The sequence below is a fragment of the Variovorax brevis genome (genome assembly GCF_030317105.1).
Classification (GTDB): Bacteria; Pseudomonadota; Gammaproteobacteria; order Burkholderiales; family Burkholderiaceae_C; genus Variovorax; species Variovorax brevis.
Genome location: NZ_JASZYG010000008.1, coordinates 284,166 through 309,202, shown reverse-complemented (window position 1 = coordinate 309,202; position 25,037 = coordinate 284,166). Strand labels below are relative to the sequence as shown.

Genomic DNA, 25,037 nt, shown 5'->3' with positions numbered 1-25,037 from the left:
TCAGCGTTTCAGTTTCGGGTCGAGCGCGTCGCGCAAGCCGTCACCCAGTAAATTGAACCCCAGCACCGCGGCCAGGATGGCCAGGCCCGGAAAGGTCACGACCCACCAGGCGCGCAGCACGAATTCACGCGCGTCGGCGAGCATGGTGCCCCACTCCGGCGACGGCGGTTGTGCGCCCAGGCCGAGGAAGCCCAGCGCCGCCGCATCGAGGATGGCGGTGGACACGCCCAAGGAGGCCTGCACGATCAGTGGCGCGGCACAGTTGGGCAGCACTTCAAGGAACATCAGCCGCAAGAGCCCCGCACCACTCAGGCGCGCGGCCGTCACGTAGTCGCGCGAGACCTCGGTAATGACCGCTGCGCGGGTGATGCGCACATAGTGCGGCAACACCACCACCGCCACGGCCAGCATCGCGTTGATGAGCCCCGGCCCGAGGATCGCCACGATGACGATGGCCAGCAGCAGGCTCGGCAGCGTCAGGATGATGTCCATGAGCCGCATGATCGCGATCTCGACGATGCCGCGCGCGAAGCCCGCGATCAGCCCGAGCGCGATGCCCACTGCGATTGACAGCGCGACCACCGCGATGCCGATCGACAGCGACAGGCGCGCGCCGAACATCAGGCGCGAGAGGATGTCGCGGCCGATGGCGTCGGTGCCCAGCAGGTATTGCATCGAGCCTCCCTCTTGCCAAGCCGGTGGCCGCAGGAAGGCGGCGCTGTCGGTCTGGTTGGGTGCATGCGGCGCGATCCACGGCGCCAGCAATGCGACCGTCAGCAGCAGCGCGATCACGGCGAGGCCCGCCACGGCGCCCTTGTTCGCCGAGAACGCGCCCCAGAACTCGCGCCACGGTCCGGGCGGCGCCGAAGGCCCGTTCACCACCACGGGCAAGGATGCAGGCGCCGTCATTTCCGGATCCTCGGGTTGATGACGCCGTACGCCACGTCGACCAGCAGGTTGACCACCATCACGATCACGCCCAGCAGCAACATGCCTCCCTGCAGCACGGGGTAGTCGCGCCGGCCGATCGCCTCGATGAGCCACTTGCCCACGCCGGGCCAGGAGAAGATCGTCTCGGTGAGGATGGCCCCGGTGAACAACACGCCCACCTGCAGGCCGATCACGGTGACCACCGGGATCAGCGCGTTGCGCAGCGCATGCAGCGCCACCACGCGAAACTTCGACAAGCCCTTGGCACGCGCGGTGCGGATGTAGTCCTCGCCCAGCACCTCGAGCATGGCCGAGCGCGTCATGCGCGCGATCACCGCCAGCGGATTGGTGCCGAGCACGATGGCCGGCAGGATGAGGTGCTTGAGCGCCGACCAGAAGGCACCGGGCTCGTCGGACTTGAGCGAGTCGATCAGCAAGAAGCCCGTGCTCGGCTCGACGAAATACTGCACCGCGATGCGGCCCGACACCGGCGTCCAGCCGAGCTGCACCGAAAAGAACAGGATCAGCAGCAGCCCCCACCAGAAAATGGGCATCGAATAGCCGGTGAGCGACACCGCCATCACGCCGTGGTCGAACACGGAGTTGCGCCGCACCGCCGCGATGATGCCGGCGGGAATGCCCAGCAGCAAAGCGAACACCATGGCACAAAGCGCCAGCTCGACCGTCGCGGGGAACAGCGAAAGGAACTCGGTCATGACCGGTTCCTGCGTGATCATCGACTTGCCGAGGTCGCCCTGCAGCACGCGCAGCACGTAGATGCAGTACTGCGTGATGAGCGGCTGGTCCAGGCCATAGGCCTTGAGCAGTTCGGCATGGCGCGCGGCGTCGATGCCGCGTTCACCGGCCAGTGTCTCGATGGGATCGCCCGGCACCAGCCGGATCAAAAAGAAGGCGAGCAGCGTCATGCCGATGAAGGTCGGCACGAGAAGACTCACGCGTGTCAGAAGGAATCGGAGCATTGCGCACGAATATGCAAGAGCGATGCCGGCCCGTGAAGGCGGCAGAACCCCTATTGCGGCTGGAACTTCAGCCGGCGGTCAGGACAAATCGCGTCAGCGTCAGCTCTTGTCGCGCAATTCGCGTCGCAGGATCTTGCCGACATTCGTCTTCGGCAACTCCGTGCGGAACTCGATCTTGCGCGGCTGCTTGTATCCAGTGAGGTTGGCGCGGCAGAAATCGCGCACCTCTTGCTCCGTCAAGCTTTCATTCTTCCTGACGATCACGAGCTTGATGCCCTCGCCCGTCTTCTCATCCGGGAAGCCGACGACGGCGCATTCGAGCACGCCCGGAATCTGCGAGACCACGTCCTCGACTTCATTCGGATACACATTGAAGCCGCTGACGATGATCATGTCCTTCTTGCGGTCCACGATCTTGAAGTAGCCACGCGCATCGACGATGCCGACGTCGCCGGTCTTGAAGTAGCCGTCCGCGGTCATGACCTTGGCGGTTTCGTCGGGGCGTTGCCAGTAGCCCGCCATCACCTGCGGGCCCTTGACGGCGATCTCGCCGGGCTCGCCGTGCGGCACTTCGTTGCCCTCGTCGTCCAGCAGCTTGATGTATGTGCTGGGCAGCGGCAGGCCGATGGTGCCGGTGAATTCCTGGCTGGTCGTCGGGTTGCAGCTCACCGAAGGCGAGGTTTCCGACAGGCCATAGCCCTCGCAGATCGGGCAACCGGTTTTTTCGAGCCACAGCTTGGCGACGCCGCTCTGCACCGCCATGCCACCGCCGACGGACACCTTGAGGTTCTTCCAGTTGACGGTGTTGAAGTCGGGATGATTGGCCAGGCCGTTGAACAGCGTGTTGACGGCCGGGAAGCTGTGGAAGGTGTGCTGCGACAACTCCTTGAGCACACCCGGAATGTCGCGCGGATTCGGAATGAGGATGGTCTTTCCGCCGGTGCGCATGCTCAGCATCATGTTCACCGTGAAGGCGAAGATGTGATAGAGCGGCAGCGCGCAAACGCTGGTGGGCTGCTCGCCTGCCGGCACGCGCTTCATCACCGGGTCGTTCCAGGCTTCGGACTGCAGCACGTTGGCGATCACGTTGCGATGCAACAGCACCGCGCCCTTCGAAACGCCCGTCGTGCCGCCGGTGTATTGCAGCAGGGCCACGTCGTCAGGACGGATGTCGACCTTCTGCAAGGTGCGCGAGCCGCCCTTCGACAGCGCATCGTTGAAGCGAACCGCACCGGGAAGCTGGAAGGCCGGCACCATCTTCTTGACGCTGCGCACCACGAAGTTCACCAGCGCACCCTTCAGTGCACCGAGCTGGTCGCCCATGCCCGTGAGCACCACCTGCTTGATCGGCGTTGCGGCAATGCACTGCTGCAAGGTTGCCGCGAAGTTCTCCATGATGACAATGGCCTTGGCGCCCGAGTCCTTGAGCTGGTGCTCCAGTTCGCGCGCCGTGTACAGCGGATTGACGTTGACCACCACCATGCCGGCACGCATCACGCCCGCCACCGAAATCGGGTACTGCGGCGTGTTGGGCATCATCAGCGCAACCCGATCCCCCTTGACCAGGCCCAGGCCCTGCAGGTAAGCGCCCATCTTGCGGCTGGCCTCGTCGACCTCGCCGTAGGTGATGTCCTTGCCCATGTAGCTGTAAGCCACGCGGTCGGCGAAGCGGCTGAAGCTCTCTTCCATCAACGCAACCAGCGATGCGTATTGCGAAGCGTCGATATCGGCGGGCACGCCGGCGGAATATCCGCTCAGCCAGGGGCGATCTGTCATTGAAATGTCTCTTGTCTCACTAACTGGCGCGGCTTTGTTGCGCCGCGCTCCGGGGAATTACTCGATGGCCTTGCCCATGTCCTCGACCACCTTCTTGGCATCGCCGAAGACCATCATGGTTTTGTCCATGTAGAAAAGCTCGTTGTCCAGGCCAGCATAGCCTGCTGCCATCGAGCGCTTGTTCACGATCACTGTCTTGGCCTTGTACGCCTCCAGGATCGGCATGCCGTAGATCGGCGTGCCCTTTTGCAACGCGGCAGGGTTCACCACGTCGTTGGCGCCCAGGATGATGGCCACGTCAGCCTGCCCGAACTCGCCGTTGATGTCTTCCATTTCGAACACCTGGTCGTAGGGCACTTCGGCCTCCGCGAGCAGCACGTTCATGTGGCCCGGCATGCGGCCTGCCACGGGATGGATGGCGTACTTCACCGTCACGCCGTGCTCGGTGAGCTTCGCTGCCAGTTCCTTCACGGCGTGCTGCGCGCGCGCCACGGCCAGGCCGTAGCCCGGCACGATGATCACGGTTTCGGCGTTGCTCAGCACGAAGGCCGCGTCGTCTGCGCTGCCGCTCTTGACCGGGCGCTGCTCCTTGGCCGCGCCACCGGCCGTGGCCGCCTCGCCGCCGAAGCCGCCCAGGATCACGTTGAAGAACGAGCGGTTCATCGCCTTGCACATGATGTAGCTCAGGATCGCACCCGAAGAGCCCACCAAGGAGCCGGCCACGATCAGCATCGCGTTGTTCAGGCTGAAGCCGATGCCCGCGGCCGCCCAACCCGAGTAGCTGTTGAGCATCGACACCACCACCGGCATGTCCGCGCCGCCGATCGGGATGATGATGAGCACGCCCATCACGAAGCTCAGCACCACCATCAGCAGGAATGCGTACCAGCTTTCGGTGAACACGAACACCAGGCCCAGGCCGATCGTGACCAGCCCCAGGATCAGGTTCAGCATGTGCTGTCCCTTGAACTGCACCGGTGCGCCTTGGAACAGGCGGAACTTGTATTTGCCCGAGAGCTTGCCAAAGGCGATGACCGAGCCGCTGAAGGTGATGGCACCGATGGCGGCGCCCAGGAACAGCTCCAGCCGGTTGCCTGCCGGGATGCCGTAGCGCAGGAATCCATCGACGATGAAGGCGCCTTCGGGCGTGTTGACGCCGACGGCAGCAGCGACTGGCGCCTGCGTGATGCCGAAAGCCCACGGCTCGACGACAGCAGCCACCGCGATGAACACGGCCGCCAGGCCGATCATGCTGTGGAAGAAGGCCACCAGTTCGGGCATCTGCGTCATCTCGACGGTCTTGGCGCGATAGGCGCCGTAGCCGCCACCGACCACGAGGCCCAGCAGCACCCAGGCCATGCCGATGGCCTTGCCACCCGAGAGCTGAACGATGAGCGCCGCGGTCGTCAGGATGGCGATGGCCATGCCGACCATGCCGAAGATGTTGCCGCGGATGGACGTCGTGGGATGCGACAGGCCCTTCAGGGCCTGGATGAAGCAGATGCTGGCAACGAGGTACAGCAGCGTGACGACATTCATGCTCATGCTGCGTTCCCCTTTTCAGCGGGCGCCTTCTTGTCCTTTTTCTTGAACATTTCCAGCATTCGCCGCGTGACCAAAAAGCCGCCGAACACGTTCACGGCCGCCAGCGCCACCGCGAGCACACCCATGGTCTTGCCCAGGGTCGTTTCGGTGAGCGCGGCCGCCAGCATGGCGCCCACGATCACGATGGCCGAAATGGCGTTCGTCACCGCCATCAGCGGCGTGTGCAACGCCGGCGTGACGGTCCACACCACGTGGTAGCCCACGTAGATGGCGAGCACGAAGATGATCAGGTTGATGACTGTGTGGCTGACGGGATCCATGGTCTTCTCCTCGCGAAAATGCTTATTTCTTCGTGACTTGACCGTCGCGCGACATCAGGCACGCGGCCACGATGTCGTCTTCGAGATCGATCTTCAGGCCGCCTTCCTTGGGCAGCACGAGCTTGAGGAAGTCCAGCACGTTGCGCGCGTACAGCGCCGAGGCGTCGGCCGCCACCAATGCCGGCAGGTTGGTCTCGCCCACGATGGTCACGCCATGCTTGACGACCGTCCGGTCCGCTTCCGACAGCGGGCAGTTGCCGCCCACGCCGTCCGGGCCCTTGCCCGCCGCGATGTCCACGATGACCGAGCCAGCCTTCATCGACTTGACCATGTCCTCGGTGATGAGGGTCGGGGCAGCGCGGCCGGGGATGAGGGCGGTGCTGATCACCACGTCGGCCAGCGCCACGCGCTTGGCGACTTCGACCTGCTGACGCGCCAGCCAGCTCGGCGGCATCGGGCGGGCATAGCCGCCCACGCCTTCGGCCGCGTCCTTTTCTTCCTGGGTGTCGTACGACACCTCGATGAACTTGCCGCCCAGCGACTCGATCTGCTCCTTGACGCTCGGTCGAACGTCGGATGCCTCGATCACCGCGCCCAGACGCTTGGCCGTGGCGATCGCCTGCAGGCCGGCCACGCCGACGCCCAGGATGACCACGCGGGCGGCCTTCACCGTGCCGGCGGCTGTCATCAGCATCGGGAAAAAACGCTGGTATTTGTCGGCCGCCATCATCACGGCCTTGTAGCCTGCAATGTTGGCTTGAGACGACAGTACGTCCATACTTTGGGCGCGGGTCGTACGGGGCGCCGCTTCCAGCGCAAAGCTGGTGAGGCCCGCCGTCGCCAGGCGCTGCAGCCCGGCTCCGTCAAAGGGATTGAGCATGCCGACGAGAACGGCACCCGGCTTCATGAGGGGCGTCTCGTTGTCGAAGGGCGATCGCACCTTCAGTACGATTTCGGCGCCAAAAGCGCCTGCCGCGTCAACGATTTCCGCGCCGGCCGCCTGGTAGGCCGCGTCAGTGACGCTGGCCGCGACGCCAGCGCCGGATTGCACCCGGACGGTGTGCCCCGAAGCAACGAGCTTTTTGGCCGTCTCGGGTGTGACGGCCACTCGGGTTTCACCGGCCGTGGTCTCGGCAGGCACGCCAATCAGCATAGAAGATCTCCTCAGGGCAGCGGGACAGCGAAAAACCCGCCGAGCTTACCCGAAGACGTTTCGGTGCCCAGTTTTGGGCAACATTTGTTCAGATTTCAGCCTCCTACAGCATGTTCTGATTTTTGTGGCGGAAGTTTCCCACATTCGATCAACAACGGTGCGGTTGACCGTGACATTTCGCGCGAGAGTTGACAGTCGCAACTATTGCTGTTTGACTCTAACTCCGCGATCAGTAATAGACTGAAGGCACACAAGATACAGGGATGAAACAACTATGCGAATCGCAGCACTTGACGACGAGCTGTCTCAGCTCGAATTAATCCGTCACACCATGAACGGCATCGAACACGAATGCCATGTCTATACGGAGGGGAAAGCGCTACTGCGCGATCTGCGCTTGCAGTCCTTCGACCTGCTCATCCTTGACTGGACGCTGCCCGATATTTCGGGGCCGGCGGTCGTCAAGTGGGTGCGCGAAGAACTTGCCAGCCGGATTCCCATCCTGTTCGTGACCAACCGCCGCGAAGAGGCGGACATGGTTGCGGGACTGGCGGCCGGAGCCGATGACTTCATGGTCAAGCCGATCCGCGTGCCCGAACTCGAGGCGCGCGTGCGTGCCTTGCTGCGGCGCGCGTATCCGAGCCAGCATGAGGTCGAGCTCCATTTCGGCCCCTACCACTTCTTCCCGCAGTCGCGCACGCTGCAGGTGGACGGCCAGACGGTCGACCTGAAGCACCGCGAATACGAACTCGCCCTGTTCCTCTTCCAGAATCTTGGCCGCCTCCTGTCACGCGAACACCTTCGCGAAGCGGTGTGGGGTCGTGGACCGGAAGAGCCCTCGCGTTCGCTCGACACGCACATCTCGCGCCTTCGCACCAAGCTGTCGCTGCGTCCGGCCAACGGCTTCCTGCTGTCCGCGGTGTATGGCCTGGGCTATCGACTGGAAACGGTTGAAGTGGCGTCCCTGTCCGCGTTTGGGTCGGCCGACGAAGGCGCTGCAGCATGAATCGCATCGCCCTGTCCCGAGCCATCGCACTGCTGGCGCTCTGGACGGGCGCTGCGTCTGCGCAACTTGCCGTGGGGGCTGACACCACGGCGTGTACTGAAGACGAACCCTGCCTGATGCTTCGGCTCGCCGACGACTCGGTCGTCCGGGTCCCGTCCGAATCCGTCGAAAAACGCTCTTCGCCTTTGGACAACGCCGGACACAACGGCCCCATGGGTGATGGGTCGAAGCGAATGGCACCACGCCCGCGCGGCCGTCTCTTCGACCTGAACTCGCCTGGCGCCATCGCCAGCGTTCGCGGCTAGCAGGCCGCGCTGCGCCCCCCGAATAGAATGCGCCGCCCTCAGGGGCAGCCTTCGACACGCGTTCCAAAATGCCGTTCACTCCTTCAGAAACCGCATCGCCGAAGCCTCCGAGCCGCGCGCGCCGCGTGCTTGCGCTGGTGCGCCGACGCGCGTCCTGGCTGTTTCTGGGAGCGGGCCTGATCACGCTCGTGTCGTACGTGACGGTCACGCAAGGACTGCCGCGCTTTGACCGGATGCTGCAGGAAAACACGCTGAACGCGTTCAGGCCGGAGGCGTCGCGCGACATCGTGATCGTCGCGATCGACGACAAGAGCATGGAAGCCATCGGGCGCTGGCCCTGGCGCCGGGCCCTGCACGCCGAAGTCCTGCGCCAGATCGCTCCAGGACAACCCCGCTGCATCGGACTGGACCTGCTGCTCACCGACGAAGACAAGGCCCATCCGGGCGACGACGCCTTGCTGGCCCGTCGCATGAAGGAGAGCGGCTGCGTGGTGCTCCCCATGGCCTTGCAGGCACCGGGCAGGGAGTCAAGCTTCCAGTCCGAAGTGCTCCCGATCCCGCTGCTGGCCGGAGCGGCGACGGCGCTGGGACATGCCCACCTTTCCATCGACGACGACGGCGTGGCACGTGGTGTCTATTTGCAGGAAGGTTTTCCGGGCCGGGACTGGCCCCATTTTGCACTGGCGATCCAGCAGGCTGCCGCCGGAAAACCGGCACCCCAGCCGTCGGCAAGCAACGGCCCCATGACCTCGCCGCCAGCGGGCCTGTGGAAGCGACGCGACCACGAACTGCTTTACTTTGCCTCGCACGCGTCGTCCTTCCAGACGGTTTCCTACATCGACGTGCTGCGCGGCCAGGTGCCACCCACCCTCTTCAAGGACAAGTACGTCCTGATCGGCGCCACTGCCGGTGCGCTGGGCGATGTGTTCGCGAGTTCGGCCCCCACGCAGTTCGGGCTGGTGCCCGGCGTCGAGATCTTTGCGACCGTGTTGCAAGGCCTGATCAGCGACCGCCACATCGTGCCGGCGTCGACGTGGGAGAACCTGGTGTTCAACCTGGTGCCGTTGGTGATCGTGCTCGTGGGCTTGCTGCGGCTGGGCCCACTGGGTGTGTTCGTGCTGATCCTGACCGTGCTGGCCGCGCGCACCGGCCTGCAAATGGCCCAGCCCCTGCTCGGCATCCGCTTTGCCCCGGCGGCGGGCCTGGGCGGCCTGCTGCTCGTGTATCCGCTGTGGAGCCTCATGCGCCTCACGGCCGCCTACCGGTTCCTGCGCCGCGGCACCCGCGAGCTCAACACGGTGCTCGACGGCATGTCCATGCCCAACAACGCCCAGCTGGACGGCGACTTCCTCGATCGCGAGATCGACGCCACCGCTGCCGCCGTGCAACGGGTGCGCGACTTGCACCGCTTCGTGCGCGACGGCGTCGATCACCTGCCGGATGCGACCCTTGTGCTCAACCGCCTGGGCGTGGTGTTCACCGCCAATCGCTCGGCCGCCAGGCACTGGCAGAGCGAGGCATGGGCACTCGTGGGCAAGGACGCCCACACGCTGCTGGCGGACATCCGTTCGCGCAACACGGGCGAGCCGATGATCCATCCCGGCGCGCTGAGTTCGGACAACCCGCAGCCGATTGCCGGCGAAGCTGAAGACGCCTCGGGCCGCATCCTCCTGCTGCGCTGCGTGCCCTTCTTCGATGCCGGCAACACCTACGCCGGCTGGATGATCGCGCTGGTGGACATCACCAAGATGCGACGCGCCCAAAGCCAGCGCGACGAGGCCCTGCGCTTTATTTCGCACGACATCCGCGAGCCCAGTGCGTCGATCCTCACGGTGGTCGAACTGGCCCGCGCGCAGCCCTCGATGCTGCCGCGCGACCTGCTCCTGCAGCGCATCGAGCGCCACGCACGCACGGGCTTGGAACTGGCGGATGGCTTCGTCAACCTGGCGCGAGCCGAGGCGCAGCCCTTCAAGGCCGAACTGGTGGACCTGGTCGAGCTGACCACGCTGGCCATCGACAACGCCTGGGCCGAAGCCCGCACGCGCGACGTCCTCGTGCGGCTGGACACCACGCTCGAAGAGGCGCCCTGCATCGGCGACCGCAGCCTGCTGCCGCGCGCCCTCACCAATGTCCTGGGCAATGCGCTCAAGTATTCCCCGCCGGGCAGCGAGTTGCTGTGCACCATCACCGAGCGCCGGGCGCATTGGGCGATCGGCATCCGCGACCAGGGGCCGGGCATCCCGGCCGAGCTTCAACCGCAGTTGTTCCAGCCCTTTCACCGCCTTCACCGCGAGTCGCACCCGGACGTGCATGGCGTGGGCTTGGGCCTTCTGCTGGTGCGCACCGCGATGCAGCGCCACGGCGGCAGCGTGGAGATCGACAGCGCGGAAAATGCAGGTTGCACCGTCACGCTGGTGCTTCCCAAGCCAACCCCGAGTACGCTCGGCAATATTTCCAAAGCCGCCTACGAATAGCCATCATGGTCGCCACTCGCTGGAAGCCCAATGTCACGGTCGCAGCCGTGATCGAGCGCGACGGGCGATTCCTGCTGGTCGAGGAAGAAACGGCTGAGGGCTTGAAGCTCAATTCGCCCGCCGGCCACCTCGACCTCGGCGAAACGCCTGCCGACGGGTGCGCGCGCGAGACCCTTGAAGAGACGGCGCACCACTTCACGCCGACCGCGCTCGTCGGCATCTACATGGCCCGGTCGCGCCGCGATGGCGACGCCGACAACGACGCGAGCGACGTCACCTACCTGCGCTTTGCCTTCACGGGCGAACTCGGCGCGCAGGAGCCCGGGCGCGCGCTGGACCACGGCATCGTGCGCACGCTGTGGATGACGCCAGCCGAGATCCGCGCCAGCGTGGACCGCCATCGCAGCCCCTTGCTGCTGCAATGCGTGGAAGACTACCTGGCAGGGCAACGCCATCCCTTGTCGCTCATTCACGTCGATCCCTCGGTCCACGACGAATAGTCCGCACGCGCGCAGCGGCTTGCGCGGGCTGGGAAAATGGCGCCATGACGAAAAAACGTGTGGTGGTGGGTTTGTCCGGCGGCGTGGATTCCGCGGTGACGGCGCACCTGCTCAAGCAACAGGGCCACGAAGTCATCGGCATCTTCATGAAAAACTGGGAAGACGATGACGACAGCGAGTACTGCTCTTCCAACATCGACTTCGTGGATGCGGCCAGCGTCGCGGACGTGCTGGGCATCGAGATCGAGCACGTGAACTTCGCGGCCGACTACAAGGACCGCGTGTTCGCCGAATTCCTGCGCGAGTACCAGGCGGGGCGCACGCCCAACCCCGACGTGCTGTGCAACGCGGAGATCAAGTTCAAGGCCTTCCTGGACCATGCGATGCGCCTGGGCGCAGAGAAGATCGCCACCGGCCACTACGCCCGCGTACGCTTCAACGAGGCCACGCAGCGCCATGAGTTGCTCAAGGGGCTCGACCCCGGCAAGGACCAGAGTTACTTCCTGCACCGGCTCAACCAGCAGCAGTTGTCCAGGACGATGTTCCCGGTGGGCGAACTGCACAAGACCGAGGTGCGCCGCATTGCCGACGAGATCGGCCTGCCAAATGCGAAGAAGAAGGACTCGACCGGCATCTGCTTCATTGGGGAGCGGCCGTTTCGCGAGTTCCTCAACCGCTACATCAGCAAGGAGCCGGGGCCGATCCGCGATGAGCGGGGCAGGGTGCTGGGCCAGCACCAGGGCCTGTCCTTCTACACGCTGGGGCAGCGCCAGGGACTGGGCATCGGCGGCGTGAAGGACAAGAAGGCGCCGCGCGGCAGCGGCGACCACGCGCCATGGTTCGTCGCGCGCAAGGACATGAAGGCCAACACGCTGTGGATCGTGCAAGGGCATGAGCACCCGTGGCTGCTGTCCAACGCACTGGAAGCCGATGACGCAAGCTGGGTGGCCGGCGAGGCGCCGCAAACCGGCGGCTACGCGGCCAAATCGCGCTACCGGCAGGCGGACTCAGGCTGCGACCTGTCCGACGGCGCCAACGGCGCGTTTCGGCTGGACTTTGCGCAGGCCCAATGGGCCGTGACGCCCGGCCAGTCCGCTGTGCTGTACGACGGCGACGTGTGCCTGGGCGGCGGGGTGATCGCGCAGGTCGGCTGACCGTCAGCCCGCGCTGGGCGCGCGTTGGCGCAGCTGCGCGACAAGCTCGTAGGACTTGAGGCGCGCCGCATGGTCGAAGACCTGCGAGGTGATCATGAGTTCGTCCGCACCGGTTTTCGCCACGAAGGCTTCGACGCTGTCGCGCACGGTGGGCAGCGAGCCCACTGCTGAGCACGACAACACCGAGTCGAGCAAGGCCTTTTCCGCCGGCCCGACGCGATCGCGATAACCCTCCACCGGCGGCGGAAGCTGCCCCGGCCGGCCGCTGCGCAGGTTGACGAAAGCCTGTTGCCACGAGCTGGCACGAAACTGCGCCTCTTCGTCCGTGTCGGCCGCAAAGACGTTGAAGCCCAGCATCACATAGGGCTTGGACAACTGCGCCGAGGGCTTGAAGGTCTCGCGGTAGATCTCGATGGCCTGCATCATCTGCTGCGGCGCGAAGTGCGATGCGAAGGCGTAGGGAAGGCCCAGGTGCGCCGCGAGTTGCGCGCCAAAGGTGCTGGAGCCCAGGATCCAGATCGGCACTTCGAGCCCGCGTCCCGGCACGGCGAGCACGCTCTGGCGCGGCTCGCGCGACATGAAGTCCATCAGCTCGATCACGTCCTGCGGAAACTGGTCGGAGTTGGTGTCCAGGTCGCGGCGCAGGGCACGCGCGGTGCGCTGGTCGGAACCCGGTGCGCGGCCCAGTCCCAGATCGACGCGGCCCGGATAAAGCGATTCGAGCGTGCCGAACTGCTCCGCAATCACGAGCGGCGAATGGTTGGGCAGCATGACGCCACCGGCGCCGATGCGGATCGTCGAGGTGCCCGCACCGACGAATGCCAACAGCACGGCCGTTGCCGCACTGGCAATGCCGGGCATTCCGTGGTGCTCCGCCAGCCAATAGCGGGTGAAGCCCAGCTTTTCGCCGTGCTGCGCCAATGCAAGCGAGTTGCGAAAGGACTGCGCGGCGTTGCCGCCCTCGCAGATGGGGGAGAGATCGAGGATGGAGAACGGAACCATGGGCGCGATGATGGCCCGAAGCGGCGAATCGTGCCTGCTGGTGCCCGAATTCCCGGTCACCCAGCGATGCCAAGCGCCGGCGGCAAACGCGCTGGTCAAAGCCCAACGGCACGATGCATGATGTGCCGATGCTGTCCGCATTCGATATTTTCAAGATAGGGATCGGCCCGTCGAGCTCGCACACCGTGGGGCCGATGCGCGCGGCCTTGATGTTCGCCAAGTCGATGGAAGCGCGCGGCCTGCTCGACGCCGTCGCGCGGCTGCACGTCGACCTGTTCGGCTCGCTCGGCGCCACCGGCCACGGCCACGCCACCGATCAGGGCGTGATTCTCGGGCTGCTCGGCGATGCGCCCGACACCATACGGCCCGAGACCGTGCAGCCGCGCCTGGACGCCCTGCGCCGCAGCGGCGAGCTGAGCCTGCTGGAGCGCAAGCCCATCCCCTTCGACCGTGTGCGCGACATCGCCTTTCGCGGCGAGGAGTCCTTGCCCGAGCATCCCAACGCGATGCGCTTCGAGGCCTTCTCGGCCGATGGCACGACGCTGGCGCAAGGCATCTACTTTTCCGTCGGCGGCGGCTTCGTGGTGGAGCGCGGCGCCGCCGATGCGCAGGCAGTGCTGCAGCCCGCGCAAGCCATGCCCCACCCCTTCAGCACGGGCGACGAACTGATGGCGCAATGCCACGACCACGGCCTGTCCGTTGCAGCGCTGATGCTGCGCAACGAATGCGTGTGGCGGTCTGAAGCGGAAGTGCGTGACGGGCTGCTGCGCATCTGGCACGTCATGCAGGAATGCGTGCAGCGGGGCTTTGGCGTCGACAACCCGCTGGCCGCCAAGGCGCTGCCCGGGCCGCTCCGCATGCGCCGTCGCGCTCCCGAGCTGTGCCGCGAACTGAATGCGCAGGCAGGCGCGGCCGATCCGCTGGCGGCGATGGATTGGGTCAATGCATTTGCCATGGCGGTGAACGAAGAAAACGCGGCCGGTGGTCGCGTCGTCACGGCGCCCACCAACGGCGCCGCCGGCGTGGTGCCGGCCGTCATGCACTACTACCAGCGCTTCGTGCCGCAGGCGAGCGACGACGGCATCGTGGACTTCCTGTTGACGGCCGCTGCCATCGGCATGCTCTACAAGACCAACGCGTCGATCTCGGGCGCCGAGGTCGGTTGCCAGGGCGAAGTCGGCGTGGCCTGCTCGATGGCTGCCGGCGCGCTGGCGGCCGTGATGGGCGCCACGCCCGCGCAGGTCGAGAACGCGGCCGAGATCGGCATGGAACACAACCTCGGCCTGACCTGCGACCCGGTCGGCGGCATGGTGCAGATCCCCTGCGTCGAGCGCAATGCGATGGGCGCGGTGAAGGCCATCAACGCGGCGCGCCTGGCGCTGCGCGGCGACGGCAGCCACTACGTGTCGCTCGACGCCGTGATTCGCACGATGAAGCAGACGGGGGAAGACATGAAGGCGACTTACAAGGAAACCTCGCTCGGCGGGCTCGCCGTCAACGTCGTCGAATGCTGAGGACCTTCAGGCCGCGCTCATCATCGGGTGCCCCGCGAGGAAGGCCGCCAGGTTCTCTTCCACGCGCTGTGCCATGGCCGCCCGCGTTTCTTGCGTGTTGCTCGCCAGGTGCGGCAGCAGCACGACGTTGTCGAGTTCGAACAGCGCTTCCGGCACGTTGGGTTCGTCCTCGAACACGTCGAGGCCCGCACCGGCAATGCGATGGTGCTGCAGCGCTTCGAGCAATGCCTGCTCATCGACCACGGTGCCGCGCGAGATGTTGATGAGGTAGCCCTGCGGACCCAGCGCATCGAGGATGTCGCGCGACACGAGGCCGCGCGTTTCCGCACCGCCGGCGCTGGCGATCACCAGGAAGTCGGCCCACTCGGCCAGCGACTTCAACGTGGGCTCGTAGCCATAGTCCACGTCGCTCAGCGGGCGCCGGTTGTGATAGCGCACCTCCATGTCGAAGCCCCATGCGCGGCGCGCAATCACCCGCCCGATGCGGCCCATGCCGAGGATGCCGAGCTTCTTGCCCGACACCTTGGTCGCGAGCGGGAACTGGCCCTTGCGCCAGTCGCCGCGCCGCACGAAGCGGTCCGACGCGCTGATGCGCCGCGCCACGTCCATCACCAGCGCGAAGGCGGTGTCGGCCACGCAATCGTTGAGCACGTCGGGCGTGTAGCCGACCGCGATGCCGCGTGCGCGGGCCGCTTCGAGATCGAGCGCATCGAGGCCCACGCCGAAGCTGGAGATGACCTTGAGCTTCGGCATCGCCGCGATCAGCGCCGCGTCGGCACCGAAACGCGCCGAGGTCACGAGTGCGGTGAACTCGCCGCCGTGCGCGGCCAGGTAGGCCTGCGGGTCGGACTCGCTCCAGAGCGGATGAAGGTCATATGTCTCGGCGAGTCGGGCTTCGAGCGCCGGCAGCAGCCGGCCGTGTTGCAGCACGCGTGTCTTGGGCATGGGGTTCGTCGTGGTGTTGCGGGAGGGGATGTTCATACGGGCTGGAGGCCGGCGTCCCTGGCGACCTTGGCCCACTTGACCATCTCGGTGCCGATGAAGTCGCCAAACTGTTGGGGCGTTCCGCCGCCGGGTTCGATGCCGTTGTCCTGCAAAGTCTTGCGCACGTCCGGCAAGGCGAGGATGCGGTTGACCTCGGCGTTGAGCTTGGCGACCGTGGCCTTCGGCGTGCCGGCCGGCGCGAGCAAACCGCCCCAGGTGCTGGTCTCGTAGCCGGCGACGCCGGCCTCCTGCATCGTGGGCACTTCGGGCAGAACGCTGGAGCGCTTCGCCGTCGTCACCGCCAGTGCGCGCAGGCGACCCGCCTTGACCTGCACATTGGCCGCGGCCACGGTGTCGAACATCAGCGAGGTGCGTCCGCTGATGAGGTCCGGATGCGCGAGCGTGCTGCCCTTGTAGGGGATGTGCGCCATGTCCAGCCCCGTCATCGACTTGAACAGTTCGCCCGAGAAATGCGGCGCGCCGCCGGTGCCGCTCGACGCGAACGAGAGCTTGCCGGGGTTGGCCTTGCCATAGGCGATGAGTTCCTTCACCGACTTCACCGGCAGTTCCGGCGAGACGATCAGCACCAGCGGCACCACGTGCGTGAGCACCACCGGCTCAAAGCTCTTGATGGTGTCGAAGGGCAGCTTCTTGACCATGCCCGGATTGATCGCGTGGCTGCTGGCCACCAGCGCCAGCATGTGGCCGTCCGGCGGGCTCTTGGCGACGAGGTCGGTGCCGATGATGCCGGTGGCACCCGCGCGGTTGTCGATGACCACCGGCTGGCCCCAGGCTTCCGTCAGTTTTTGCCCGATGAGGCGCGCCGCCAGGTCGATGGCGCCGCCCGGCGAGGCCGGCACGACGATGGTGATGGACTTGCCCGGGAAGCCTTGCGCCATCGCCGGCAGGGACGCGCCGAATGCCAGTGCGGCAGCGGCGTTGATGAGGGATCTGCGTTGCATGGTCATCAGATCCCCTTCGCCTTGCGCCAGACTTCGAAGGCTGCCTTGGTGTCCGCATTCGGCGGGTAGGTGCCTGCGAGCTTCGCGCCGCCTTCGACGCGTTCGAGCACGAAGGCTTCCATCTTTTCCTGCTCGGTCGCGTCGCGCGCCACCTCTTCGGCCAGGTGCTGCGGGATCACGACCACGCCTTCGTCGTCACCGACCACCACGTCGCCCGGATACACCGCCACGCCACCGCAGCCGATGGGCACGTTGAGGTCGATGGCGTGGTGATGGATGAGGTTCAGCGGTGCGCTGCCGCCTGCGCAGTACACCGGAAAATCCATCTGCGAGATCGGGCCGCTGTCGCGCACCGGGCCATCGGACACGAGCCCTGCGGCGCCGCGCACCTTGAGGCGCGTCGTGAGGATCTGGCCGCCCGAAGCCACGCGCTTTTCGCCGCGGCAGTCGATCACGAGGACATGGCCTTCCGGCACGCTTTCGATGCCCTTTCGCTGCGGGTGGTTCGGGTCGTCGAAGGCGCTGATCTGGTCGAGGTCTTCACGCGCCGGGATGTTGCGCATCGTGAAGGCCGGGCCGACCAGATTGCCGCCGCTCGGCCTTGTGAGCCGGCCGACGCCTTGCAGGTAGACGTTGCGAAAGCCGCGCTTGAAAAGTTGCGTGCAGAGCGTGGCAACGCTCACGTGCCGCAGCAGTTCGCGCGCTTCGCTGGAGAGTGGAGTGTCTTGGTTCATGTCGGTCCTGCAAGTTGATAGGGTCACAGATTTCTTTTCCAGGAATACCGCGGAACCGGCTTTGCCGGGCCGCTGGCATTGCCCTCAGCGAGGGGTTGGCGGAGCGACACGAAGTGCGCGCAGCCTGGGGGCGAGCAAAAGCTAGTCGGGCTTTGCGCCGGATTTCGTCACCAGCTCACCCCAGCGCGGAATTTCCTTCTGCATCAGCGCCGCGAGTTGCGCGGGCGAGCCGGCCACCACGTCCATGCCGAGCTGGTTGGTGAGCTTGTCCTTCACGTCCGGCATTTGCAGGATCTTCGTGATCTCGGCGGACAGTCGCTGGGCGATCGGCGCAGGCAGGCCCCTGGGTGCGTAGACCGCTTGCCACGACGCCATCTCGAAGCCCTTGACGCCCGCTTCCTGCATCGTGGGCAACTCAGGCTGCAGCGCCATGCGTTTGGCGGTGGTCACGGCCAGCAGCTTGAGCTTGCCGGCCTTCACCAGCGGCAGCGCGGCAGTGACCTGGTCGAACATGAAGGTGACCTGCCCCGATGACACGTCGAGCATCGCCGGCGGCGTGCCCTTGTACGGAATGTGCGTGAGCTTCACGCCGATGAGGTCGCCGAACATTTCGCCCGCAAGGTGGGTGGACGTGCCCGCACCCGAGGAGGCAAAGGTTCGCCTGGTCGGGTCTTTTTTCAGCAGCGTGATCAGGTCCGCCACCGAGTTCACGCCCAGGTTCGGATCGACGATCAGCACGTTGGGCAGGAAGGCCACGAGCGAGATCGGATCGAAGTCCTTCACCGGGTCGTAGGGCAGGTTCTTGTAGAGGCTCGCGTTGATGGCGTGTGTGCTGATGGTGCCGCCGAAGAGCGTGTAGCCGTCGGGCTTGGCTTTGGCAACGTACCCCGCGCCCACCGCACCGGCCGCGCCCGGCTTGTTGTCGACGATCACCGGCTGGCCCAGCGCCTCGCCGAGCTTCTGCGCGATGACGCGGCCGATCACGTCGGTGGAACCGCCGGGCGTGAAAGGCACGACGTAGGTGATGGCGCGCGTTGGCCAGTGGGCTTCGGCGGACTGCGAAGCGGCCAGAAGCGGGGTGCCCAGCACCATCGCGGCGCCGGCTTGCAGCACCGTGCGGCGTTGTGGATTGAAGTCGTTCATGAGGCGTCTTACTCCACGCGTACGCCGCGCGTCTTGATGACCTGTCCATAGCGCGCCTTGTCGGCGTCGATGGTCTTTTGCAGTTCAGCGGGCGTGGTGCCGCGCGGCGTGGCGCCTTGCGCGATGAGCGCTTGGCGCATGTCCTCGGACGCCACGATCTCTTTCACGTCGGCGGAGATCTTGTCGACCAGCGCTGGCGGCGAGCCGGCGGGCGCGAGCAAGGCCACCCAAGAACCGGACTCGGCATTGGGCACGCCCAGTTCGGCCAGCGTGGGCACGTCCGGCATCGCGGGCGAACGTTGGGCGCTGGTCACGGCGAGTGCTCGTAGCTTGCCGGTCTTCACGTAGCCGGAGGTTTCGAGGATCGACGCGAAGAGCATGTCGACGTGGCCCGCCATGAGGTCGCCCATCGCCGGTCCGCCGCCCTTGTACGGGACGTGCACGAGCTTGATGCCCGCAGCCTGCTGGAAGATCTCGGCCGTCAGGTGCGGCGAGCCACCGCTGCCTGAACTTGCGAAGGTGTACTTGTCCGGCGAGGCCTTGGCCAGCGCGATCAATTCCTTCGGCGTCTTGGCGGGCACGGACGGATTGACCACGAAGGCAAAGGGAAGGTCCGCGAACAAGGACACGGGCATGAACGCTTTGTCCGGGTCGTAGGCCATCTTGTAGAGCGACGGATTGATCGACTGCGTGCCCACGTTGCCGATGAGGAAGGTGTAGCCGTCAGGCTTGGCCTTGGCCACCGCGTCCATGCCGACGATGCCACCCGCGCCGGTGCGGTTGTCCACCACCACCGACTGGCCCCACTTCTTGCCGAGGCGAACCGCCAGCAGCCGCGCCGCGATGTCGGTGCCGCCGCCCGGAGCGAAGGGGACCACGAAGGTGACGGGGCGCGATGGCCAGTCGGCCGGCACCTGTGCGCCGGCGGCGAGCGGTGCCAGTGGCAAGGCTGCGAGTGCGGCATGCGCTGCGAGTCGGCCAAGGCGCCTGCGGGTCCAGAGAGGTTTCGTCTCCATGCGGTTCTTTCGTGAGTTGCTGGGGTGTCAGTGGATGTCCGGCTCGCTGCCGCTGGAAGCGTCGGCGTAGTCCGGTGCCAGAAAGTCGAAGTCGCAGCCGGTGTCGGCCTGCTGCACGTGCTTGAGGAACATGACGCCGTAGCCGCGGCCGAACTTGGGGATCGGCTTTTTCCATTCGGCGCGGCGTTGGGCGAGTTCGTCGTCGCTGACGTTCATGTCGATGCGTCGCGCATCGACGTCGAGCGTGACCAGGTCGCCGTCTCGCACCAGCGCCAGCGGACCGCCCACATGCGATTCGGGCGTGACGTGCAGCACGCAGGCGCCGTAGCTGGTGCCGCTCATGCGCGCATCGCTGATGCGGACCATGTCGCGCACGCCTTCCTTCAGGAGCTTCTGCGGAATCGGCAACTGGCCCCACTCGGGCATGCCCGGTGCGCCTTGCGGACCGGCGCTTTGCAGCACGATGACGCTGTCCTTGGTCACCGGCAGATCGGGCGAATCGATGCGCGCGGCGAGGTCTTCGTAGTTCTTGAAGACCACCGCCGGCCCCGTGTGGCGGCGCAGGTGCTGCTCCATCGCCGCAGGCTTGATGACGGCACCGTCGGGTGCGAGATTGCCGCGCAGCACGGCGAGGCCGCCGCTTTCGAGCAGGGCTTCCTTGCGCGGCCGGATCACGTCGGCGTTGTAGACCTGTGCGCCGGCGATGTTCTCGCCCAGCGTCCTGCCGTTGACCGTCTTCTGGCTGCCGTCGATGAGGCTCCCCATCTCGGCGAGGAAGGCACGCAGTCCGCCCGCGTAGAAGAAGTCTTCCATCAAGTACTTGCCGCCCGGGCGCAGGTTGGCGATGACCGGCGTGGCGCGCGCCAGTTCGTCGAAGCGTGCCAGGTCGAGCGGCACGCTGGCACGCCGCGCCATCGCGATCAAATGCACGATGGCGTTGGTCGAGCCACCGAGGCCGAGCACGGCCGTCACCGCGTTGTCGAATGATGCGGGCGTCAGGATGTCCAGCGGCTTGAGGTCTTCCCACACCATCTCGACGATGCGCTTGCCGGTGTGCGTGGCCATCATCGCGTGGCGCGAGTCCGGGGCAGGAATCGACGAGGCGCCAGGCAGCGTGAGCCCCAGCACTTCCGTCGCGCTGGTCATGGTGCTGGCCGTGCCCATCGTCATGCAGGTGCCGGGCGAACGGGCGATGCCGTCTTCCACGTCCTGCCAGTCCTGTTCGCTGATGTTGCCGGCGCGCAGTTCGGCCCAGTACTTCCACGTGTCGGAGCCGGAGCCGAGAAAGGTGCCCTTGTAGTCGCCGCGCAGCATCGGCCCGGCGGGCACGAAGATGGTCGGCAGGTTCATGGCCAGTGCGCCCATCACGAGGCCGGGCGTGGTCTTGTCGCAGCCGCCCATGAGCACGCAGCCGTCGGCCGGGTAGGAGCGCAGCAACTCTTCTGCCTCCATGGCGAGCATGTTGCGGTAGAGCATGGTGGTCGGCTTCTGGAAGGCCTCGCCCAGGCTCAGCGTGGGAATCTCCACCGGAAATCCGCCTGCCTGCCACACGCCGCGCTTGACCTCTTCCACGCGCTGCTTGAAGTGCGTGTGGCAGGAGTTCATGTCGCTCCACGTGTTGAGGATGGCGATGACCGGCTTGCCGATGTAGTCGTCGCGGCTCAGCCCCATCTGCGCGGTGCGCGAGCGGTGGCCGAAGCTGCGCAGATCCTTGACGCCGTACCAGCGGTGGGAGCGGAGGTCTTCGGGCTTCTTGCGTGAGGTCATGGTGTTTGTCTCGAATGGCGCTTCCGCATGGAATGAGGCGAATCTGCACATCGCATGGTAGCGCTGTCATTCGATCATAAGCAGCATGTTCGCGGCCCGTCAACCGGGTAATCAACCTGTTACGGAGGCGTTACGCGCTTGCGCGTTCGATCAGGGAGAAACCGAGATCGACCACCTTGGGGTCGACCTCCCGCCCCTGTGCGCGCTCGACGATGAATCGCGCGGCCTGCCGGCCGATGCCGGTGCCGTCGATGCGCACGGTGGTGATGGCCGGGTGGGCGTGCTGCGCAAATTCGAGGTCGCCGAAGCCGATCGCGCCAATGTCGTCCGGCACCTTCAGCCCGCGTGCCTGCGCCTCGGTGATGACGCCATGCGCCAGCGCGTCCGAGCTGCAGGCCACCACGTCGATGCCCGCGTCCGCCGCCAGCAGTTGCGAGAGCGCCGATCGTCCGCTGCCCAGCGTGGTGGGCGCCGGGACGCTTTGCACCTGCACATTGCCGCCGCCAAGCGCCTTCCACGCCTGCTCGAAGCCCGCGCGCCGCAGGTTGGCGCGGCGGTCGTCGCCCGTGACGATGGCGGGACGCCTGTAGCCCTTGCCATGCAGGTACTGCGCCGTGGCGGCGCCCACTTTCTCGTGGGAAAAGCCCACCAGCATGTCGATGGGCGTGGGCGTCAGGTCCCAGGTCTCGACCACGGGAATGCCAGAGGCCAGCAGGCGCCGCCGGCCCTCGGGCGAGCGCAGGATGCCGGTCAGCACGATGCCATCCGGCCGCCGGCCGATGATGGCGTCGATGAGCGCGTCCTCGCGCGAGTTCTCGTAGCCGCTTTGCCCCAGCATGAGCTGGTAGCCGTTCTCGGCCAGCGCTTCAGTGAGCGCCTGGATGGTTTCGAGGAAGACGGGCCCCGCAATCGTCGGCACCACCGCGGCCACCAGCCGGCTGCGGTTGGAAGCCAAGCCGCCCGCCAGCAGGTTGGGCACGTAGCCCGTGCGCTCGACCGCGAGCCGCACTTTCTCTCGCGTCTCGGGCGTCACCACCGCCGGCGTGTTGAGCGCGCGCGACGCCGTGATCGCCGACACCCCCGCGAGCTTGGCGACGTCGTTGAGCGTGATGCCTCCACTGCCGCGCCTTGCGCTGCGGCCGGGCGTGCTTTGCTGCGTCAAATAGATGGCTCCGATGTTAACGCTAACGTATGGCTTTCGATTATGGCTCAGCCGGCTCGCAGGTTGTCATTGACCTTCCCCAGCAGCGCGACCAGTTGGGCGCGCTCGGCGTCGCTGAGTCCGTCCACGGCCTGTGCGCTCAGCTTGCGGGCCTGTCGCTGCAAGGTGCGCTGGATCGCCGCGCCCTCGGGCGTGAGCGTCAGCCGCACGTTGCGACGATCGCCCTCGTCCACCGTGGCCTCGAGCAGCGCACGGTCGCGCAGCCCCTTGATGAGCCGCGCCAGTTGCGCCTTGTCGCGCCCGCTGTGCTGCGCCAGATCGCTTTGCGTCGCGCCCGGATGCCGGCCGAAAAAGCCCAGCACCTTGCTGTCCATGTGCGTGACGTCGTGCGGACCGTCGCGCAGCACGCGGTATTGCTGCGAGCGGTACTGGTGCATGACGGCGTGGATCAGGTCGAGCACCTCGTTCTCGGGGGCAACGTCCTTATGGTTGACATTGTCAATTGGTTTGCGCATGATAGGGGACATTATCAATCAATTGGAAGATTCCGGAATGAATGAAGAATCCCAAGCCAAGCGCCGCGTGGAGCGTGTGCGCCACGAAACGAAGCGGCGCGACCTGGAAGTCGTGCGCGTCGACGCGCTCACACCGAACTTCCGCAGCATCACGCTGGCAGGCGAGTCGCTGGCCGACTTCGTGAGTGCGTCCTTCGACGACCACGTCAAGTTGATCCTCGGCGCCGACGACACCGAACGCGTGATGCGCGACTACACCCCACGCAAATACGACCCGGTCGCCAACGAACTCACGCTGGAATTCGCGCTGCACGGCGACGGCCCCGCAGCCGAATGGGCCGCCGCGGCCGCGCCGGGTCATCGCGCGACCATCGGCGGTCCGCGCGGCTCCTTCATCGTGCCGCTGGACTACGACTGGCACCTGCTCGTCGGCGACGAAACGGCCATGCCCGCGGTCGCACGTCGCCTTGAAGAACTGCCGCCGGGTGCGCGCGCCATCGTGCTCCTGAACGTCGAGCCCTCAGACCGGCGCCAGTTCGCCACGCACGCAGACGCAGAAATTCAATGGGTGAACAGCGATGAAGCGCTGGTCGAAGCGGTGCGCGCCCTCGAACTGCCCGCCGGCGAAGGCTATGCCTGGTGCGCAGGCGAGGCCTCGACCATGGCGCTGCTGCGCCGCATCCTCGTCGAGGACAAGGGCCATGACCGCCACGCCATCCGTGCGGCCGCTTACTGGAAGCGCGGTGCGATTGCGCACCACGAGAACCTCGAAGGCTGAGAGGTTCACGCCCCGCCGCGAAAGTCCGGCGACTGCGCCAGCACCGTGCGAATTTCCTCCATCAACGCACGCGCGCCCGGCGACGGGAATGCACCCAGTCGCTGCGTGAGGCCGATGTCGCGGCGCGTCGCGTCGAGCGGAAAGTCCAGCACCACCAGGCTGCCGTCGCGGATCTCGTAGCGCAGTTGATGCGCCGAGATGGCGGTGAGCATGTCGCTTTCCATCAGCAGGCCGCGCAGCAAGGCCAAGTCGCCGGTTTCCACCGCCGGCACGGGCGGCGCCTGCTGCGCATCGGAGAAAAAGCGCTCCAGCAGTTCGCGCGAAGGCGCACCGTGCCGTGACAGCACCCAACGCGCCTTGCGCAAGGTGTCGAAGTCGATGCGCCGGGCGTGCGCCAGCGGATGGCCAGCACGCGCGATGACGGAGATGCGGTCTTCGAACAGCGCCTCTTGTTGCAGGTCCTTCGTCTCGGCGGCACTGCGCAGCGCGCCGAAGATGAAGTCGACGTCGCCACTGCGCAGCGATGCGGCGAGCGCGTCATATGGACTCTCCACCGTGGCCACGTGCACGAGCGGATGGCGTGCGAGCAGCGACGCAATGGCCAGCGGCAGGATCTGCGTACGCCCCAGGGGCAAGGCACCCACGTGCACGCTCCCCTGCACCGTGCCTTCGCTCGCCGCGATGTCCGGGCCAATGTGACGCAACTCGGCCAGCACCCGCTTGAAGTAGAAGGCCACGATGTCGCCCGCCGGCGTTGGCGCGAGCCCGCGCGCCGTGCGGTCGAACAAGGCCACGCCCAACCCCTCTTCCAGGTCTTTCACGGCCGCGCTGATGCCCGGCTGCGTGATGCCGAACTCATGCGCCACCGAGGGCATGTTGCGCTTCTCGGCCAGGCTCGCGACCACCGCCAGCCGCCGTCCGTTGAGGATCGACGCAAAGAGCGAATTCACATCGGCCGATGCGCGCATGCCGCCGCGCGCCACGAGTTGTGCCTGCGCTTGCGCGAACTCATGCTCGACACGCCGCGCACGCGCGAGCACCAGTTCGCCATAGGCGTTGAGGGCCATGCCGCGCGAGCGTCGATCAAAAAGCGGACGGCCCAGTGCACCCTCCAGTTCGGAGATCGATCGCGTGACCGCGGAAGGCACGCGATAGAGCCCTTCCGCCGCGCCCGAAATGCTGCCCGCCGCCGCCACCGCGGTGACGGCGCGCAGGTGACGCAGGTTGATCCCAAGCGCCGCTGCATAGGCGCTGTCGATCACCTTGTTGTGGGGTTTGGCCTTCACCGTCGGAACTCTAAGGGTTAACGCAGCCTTG

24 protein-coding genes are annotated in these 25,037 nt (G+C 66.2%); 8 read left to right on the top strand and 16 right to left on the bottom strand.

The features are described 5' to 3' along the window. From QTI66_RS25340 to QTI66_RS25315, 6 genes are all read right to left on the bottom strand, one after another. Positions 1-909, bottom strand: a complete 909-nt coding sequence (locus tag QTI66_RS25340; protein ID WP_286562832.1) for an ABC transporter permease subunit — start codon at positions 907-909, stop codon at positions 1-3. Beyond that, positions 906-1,910, bottom strand: coding sequence for an ABC transporter permease subunit (locus tag QTI66_RS25335; protein ID WP_286562831.1), 1,005 nt, complete (start codon positions 1,908-1,910; stop codon positions 906-908). Before QTI66_RS25335 ends, QTI66_RS25340 begins: the two co-directional genes overlap by 4 nt. Positions 1,911-2,009: 99 nt before the next feature. Beyond that, positions 2,010-3,686, bottom strand: a complete 1,677-nt coding sequence (locus tag QTI66_RS25330) for a long-chain-fatty-acid--CoA ligase (protein WP_286562830.1) — start codon at positions 3,684-3,686, stop codon at positions 2,010-2,012. A gap of 57 nt (positions 3,687-3,743) precedes the next feature. Further along, positions 3,744-5,231: an NAD(P)(+) transhydrogenase (Re/Si-specific) subunit beta gene (locus QTI66_RS25325; RefSeq protein ID WP_286562829.1), complete on the bottom strand. Its 1,488-nt coding sequence runs from the start codon at positions 5,229-5,231 to the stop codon at positions 3,744-3,746. Further along, positions 5,228-5,551 carry an NAD(P) transhydrogenase subunit alpha part 2 gene (locus tag QTI66_RS25320; protein WP_286562828.1) on the bottom strand — a complete coding sequence of 108 codons (324 nt, stop codon included), beginning with the start codon at positions 5,549-5,551 and terminating at the stop codon, positions 5,228-5,230. The genes QTI66_RS25325 and QTI66_RS25320 overlap by 4 nt, the downstream gene beginning before the upstream one ends. A gap of 22 nt (positions 5,552-5,573) precedes the next feature. Next, a complete protein-coding gene (locus QTI66_RS25315; RefSeq protein WP_286562826.1) occupies positions 5,574-6,704 on the bottom strand; it encodes a Re/Si-specific NAD(P)(+) transhydrogenase subunit alpha in 1,131 nt (376 codons plus the stop codon). 274 nt (positions 6,705-6,978) lie between these two features. On the opposite strand from QTI66_RS25315, the gene QTI66_RS25310 reads away from it, so the two are divergent. The 5 genes from QTI66_RS25310 to mnmA all read left to right on the top strand — a co-directional run bounded on the left by QTI66_RS25310 (position 6,979) and on the right by mnmA (position 12,143). After that, the gene (locus QTI66_RS25310; protein ID WP_286562825.1) at positions 6,979-7,710 is read left to right on the top strand and encodes a response regulator transcription factor; all 732 of its coding nucleotides are present in this window, start codon (positions 6,979-6,981) and stop codon (positions 7,708-7,710) included. Next, positions 7,707-8,015 carry a hypothetical protein gene (locus QTI66_RS25305; RefSeq protein ID WP_286562824.1) on the top strand — a complete coding sequence of 103 codons (309 nt, stop codon included), beginning with the start codon at positions 7,707-7,709 and terminating at the stop codon, positions 8,013-8,015. The genes QTI66_RS25310 and QTI66_RS25305 overlap by 4 nt, the downstream gene beginning before the upstream one ends. Positions 8,016-8,083: 68 nt before the next feature. Then, positions 8,084-10,489, top strand: coding sequence for a CHASE2 domain-containing protein (locus tag QTI66_RS25300; protein ID WP_286562822.1), 2,406 nt, complete (start codon positions 8,084-8,086; stop codon positions 10,487-10,489). 5 nt (positions 10,490-10,494) lie between these two features. Next, the gene (locus tag QTI66_RS25295) at positions 10,495-10,989 is read left to right on the top strand and encodes an NUDIX hydrolase (RefSeq protein ID WP_286562820.1); all 495 of its coding nucleotides are present in this window, start codon (positions 10,495-10,497) and stop codon (positions 10,987-10,989) included. Positions 10,990-11,033: 44 nt separating this feature from the next. Further along, positions 11,034-12,143, top strand: coding sequence for a tRNA 2-thiouridine(34) synthase MnmA (gene mnmA / locus QTI66_RS25290; protein WP_286562819.1), 1,110 nt, complete (start codon positions 11,034-11,036; stop codon positions 12,141-12,143). 3 nt (positions 12,144-12,146) lie between these two features. On the opposite strand, the gene QTI66_RS25285 is transcribed toward mnmA, so the two are convergent. Continuing rightward, positions 12,147-13,145 (bottom strand): LLM class flavin-dependent oxidoreductase, encoded by a 999-nt coding sequence (locus QTI66_RS25285; RefSeq protein ID WP_286562817.1) that lies wholly within the window; start codon positions 13,143-13,145, stop codon positions 12,147-12,149. Between QTI66_RS25285 and QTI66_RS25280 the strand changes: the two genes are divergently transcribed. Further along, positions 13,144-13,266 (top strand): hypothetical protein, encoded by a 123-nt coding sequence (locus tag QTI66_RS25280; RefSeq protein ID WP_286562816.1) that lies wholly within the window; start codon positions 13,144-13,146, stop codon positions 13,264-13,266. The genes QTI66_RS25285 and QTI66_RS25280 overlap by 2 nt on opposite strands. A gap of 7 nt (positions 13,267-13,273) precedes the next feature. Further along, the gene (locus tag QTI66_RS25275) at positions 13,274-14,659 is read left to right on the top strand and encodes an L-serine ammonia-lyase (protein WP_286562814.1); all 1,386 of its coding nucleotides are present in this window, start codon (positions 13,274-13,276) and stop codon (positions 14,657-14,659) included. A gap of 6 nt (positions 14,660-14,665) precedes the next feature. Here QTI66_RS25275 and QTI66_RS25270 read toward each other — a convergent pair whose 3' ends face one another. The 8 genes from QTI66_RS25270 to QTI66_RS25235 form a co-directional block, all read right to left on the bottom strand. Then, entirely contained in the window at positions 14,666-15,640 is a 975-nt protein-coding gene (locus QTI66_RS25270) for a 2-hydroxyacid dehydrogenase (protein WP_286562813.1), read from the bottom strand. Further along, entirely contained in the window at positions 15,637-16,605 is a 969-nt protein-coding gene (locus QTI66_RS25265; RefSeq protein ID WP_353506219.1) for a tripartite tricarboxylate transporter substrate binding protein, read from the bottom strand. The genes QTI66_RS25270 and QTI66_RS25265 overlap by 4 nt, the downstream gene beginning before the upstream one ends. A 5-nt stretch (positions 16,606-16,610) precedes the next feature. Continuing rightward, positions 16,611-17,339, bottom strand: a complete 729-nt coding sequence (locus QTI66_RS25260; protein ID WP_286562810.1) for a ribonuclease activity regulator RraA — start codon at positions 17,337-17,339, stop codon at positions 16,611-16,613. Positions 17,340-17,480: 141 nt separating this feature from the next. Then, positions 17,481-18,482, bottom strand: coding sequence for a Bug family tripartite tricarboxylate transporter substrate binding protein (locus tag QTI66_RS25255; RefSeq protein ID WP_444815045.1), 1,002 nt, complete (start codon positions 18,480-18,482; stop codon positions 17,481-17,483). 8 nt (positions 18,483-18,490) lie between these two features. Continuing rightward, positions 18,491-19,498, bottom strand: a complete 1,008-nt coding sequence (locus QTI66_RS25250) for a Bug family tripartite tricarboxylate transporter substrate binding protein (RefSeq protein WP_286562808.1) — start codon at positions 19,496-19,498, stop codon at positions 18,491-18,493. A gap of 27 nt (positions 19,499-19,525) precedes the next feature. Beyond that, entirely contained in the window at positions 19,526-21,265 is a 1,740-nt protein-coding gene (gene araD / locus QTI66_RS25245) for an L-arabinonate dehydratase (RefSeq protein ID WP_286562806.1), read from the bottom strand. A 130-nt stretch (positions 21,266-21,395) separates the two neighbouring features. After that, positions 21,396-22,427: a LacI family DNA-binding transcriptional regulator gene (locus tag QTI66_RS25240; RefSeq protein ID WP_286562804.1), complete on the bottom strand. Its 1,032-nt coding sequence runs from the start codon at positions 22,425-22,427 to the stop codon at positions 21,396-21,398. 47 nt (positions 22,428-22,474) lie between these two features. Then, positions 22,475-22,942 (bottom strand): MarR family winged helix-turn-helix transcriptional regulator, encoded by a 468-nt coding sequence (locus tag QTI66_RS25235; RefSeq protein ID WP_286562803.1) that lies wholly within the window; start codon positions 22,940-22,942, stop codon positions 22,475-22,477. A 37-nt stretch (positions 22,943-22,979) separates the two neighbouring features. Between QTI66_RS25235 and QTI66_RS25230 the strand changes: the two genes are divergently transcribed. Continuing rightward, complete coding sequence (locus tag QTI66_RS25230) at positions 22,980-23,720, top strand: siderophore-interacting protein (RefSeq protein WP_286562801.1); 741 nt, start codon at positions 22,980-22,982, stop codon at positions 23,718-23,720. A gap of 5 nt (positions 23,721-23,725) precedes the next feature. Here the strand turns inward: QTI66_RS25230 and QTI66_RS25225 are convergent, their stop codons facing one another. Then, positions 23,726-25,006, bottom strand: a complete 1,281-nt coding sequence (locus tag QTI66_RS25225; protein WP_286562799.1) for a LysR family transcriptional regulator — start codon at positions 25,004-25,006, stop codon at positions 23,726-23,728. Positions 25,007-25,037 lie beyond the last annotated feature (31 nt).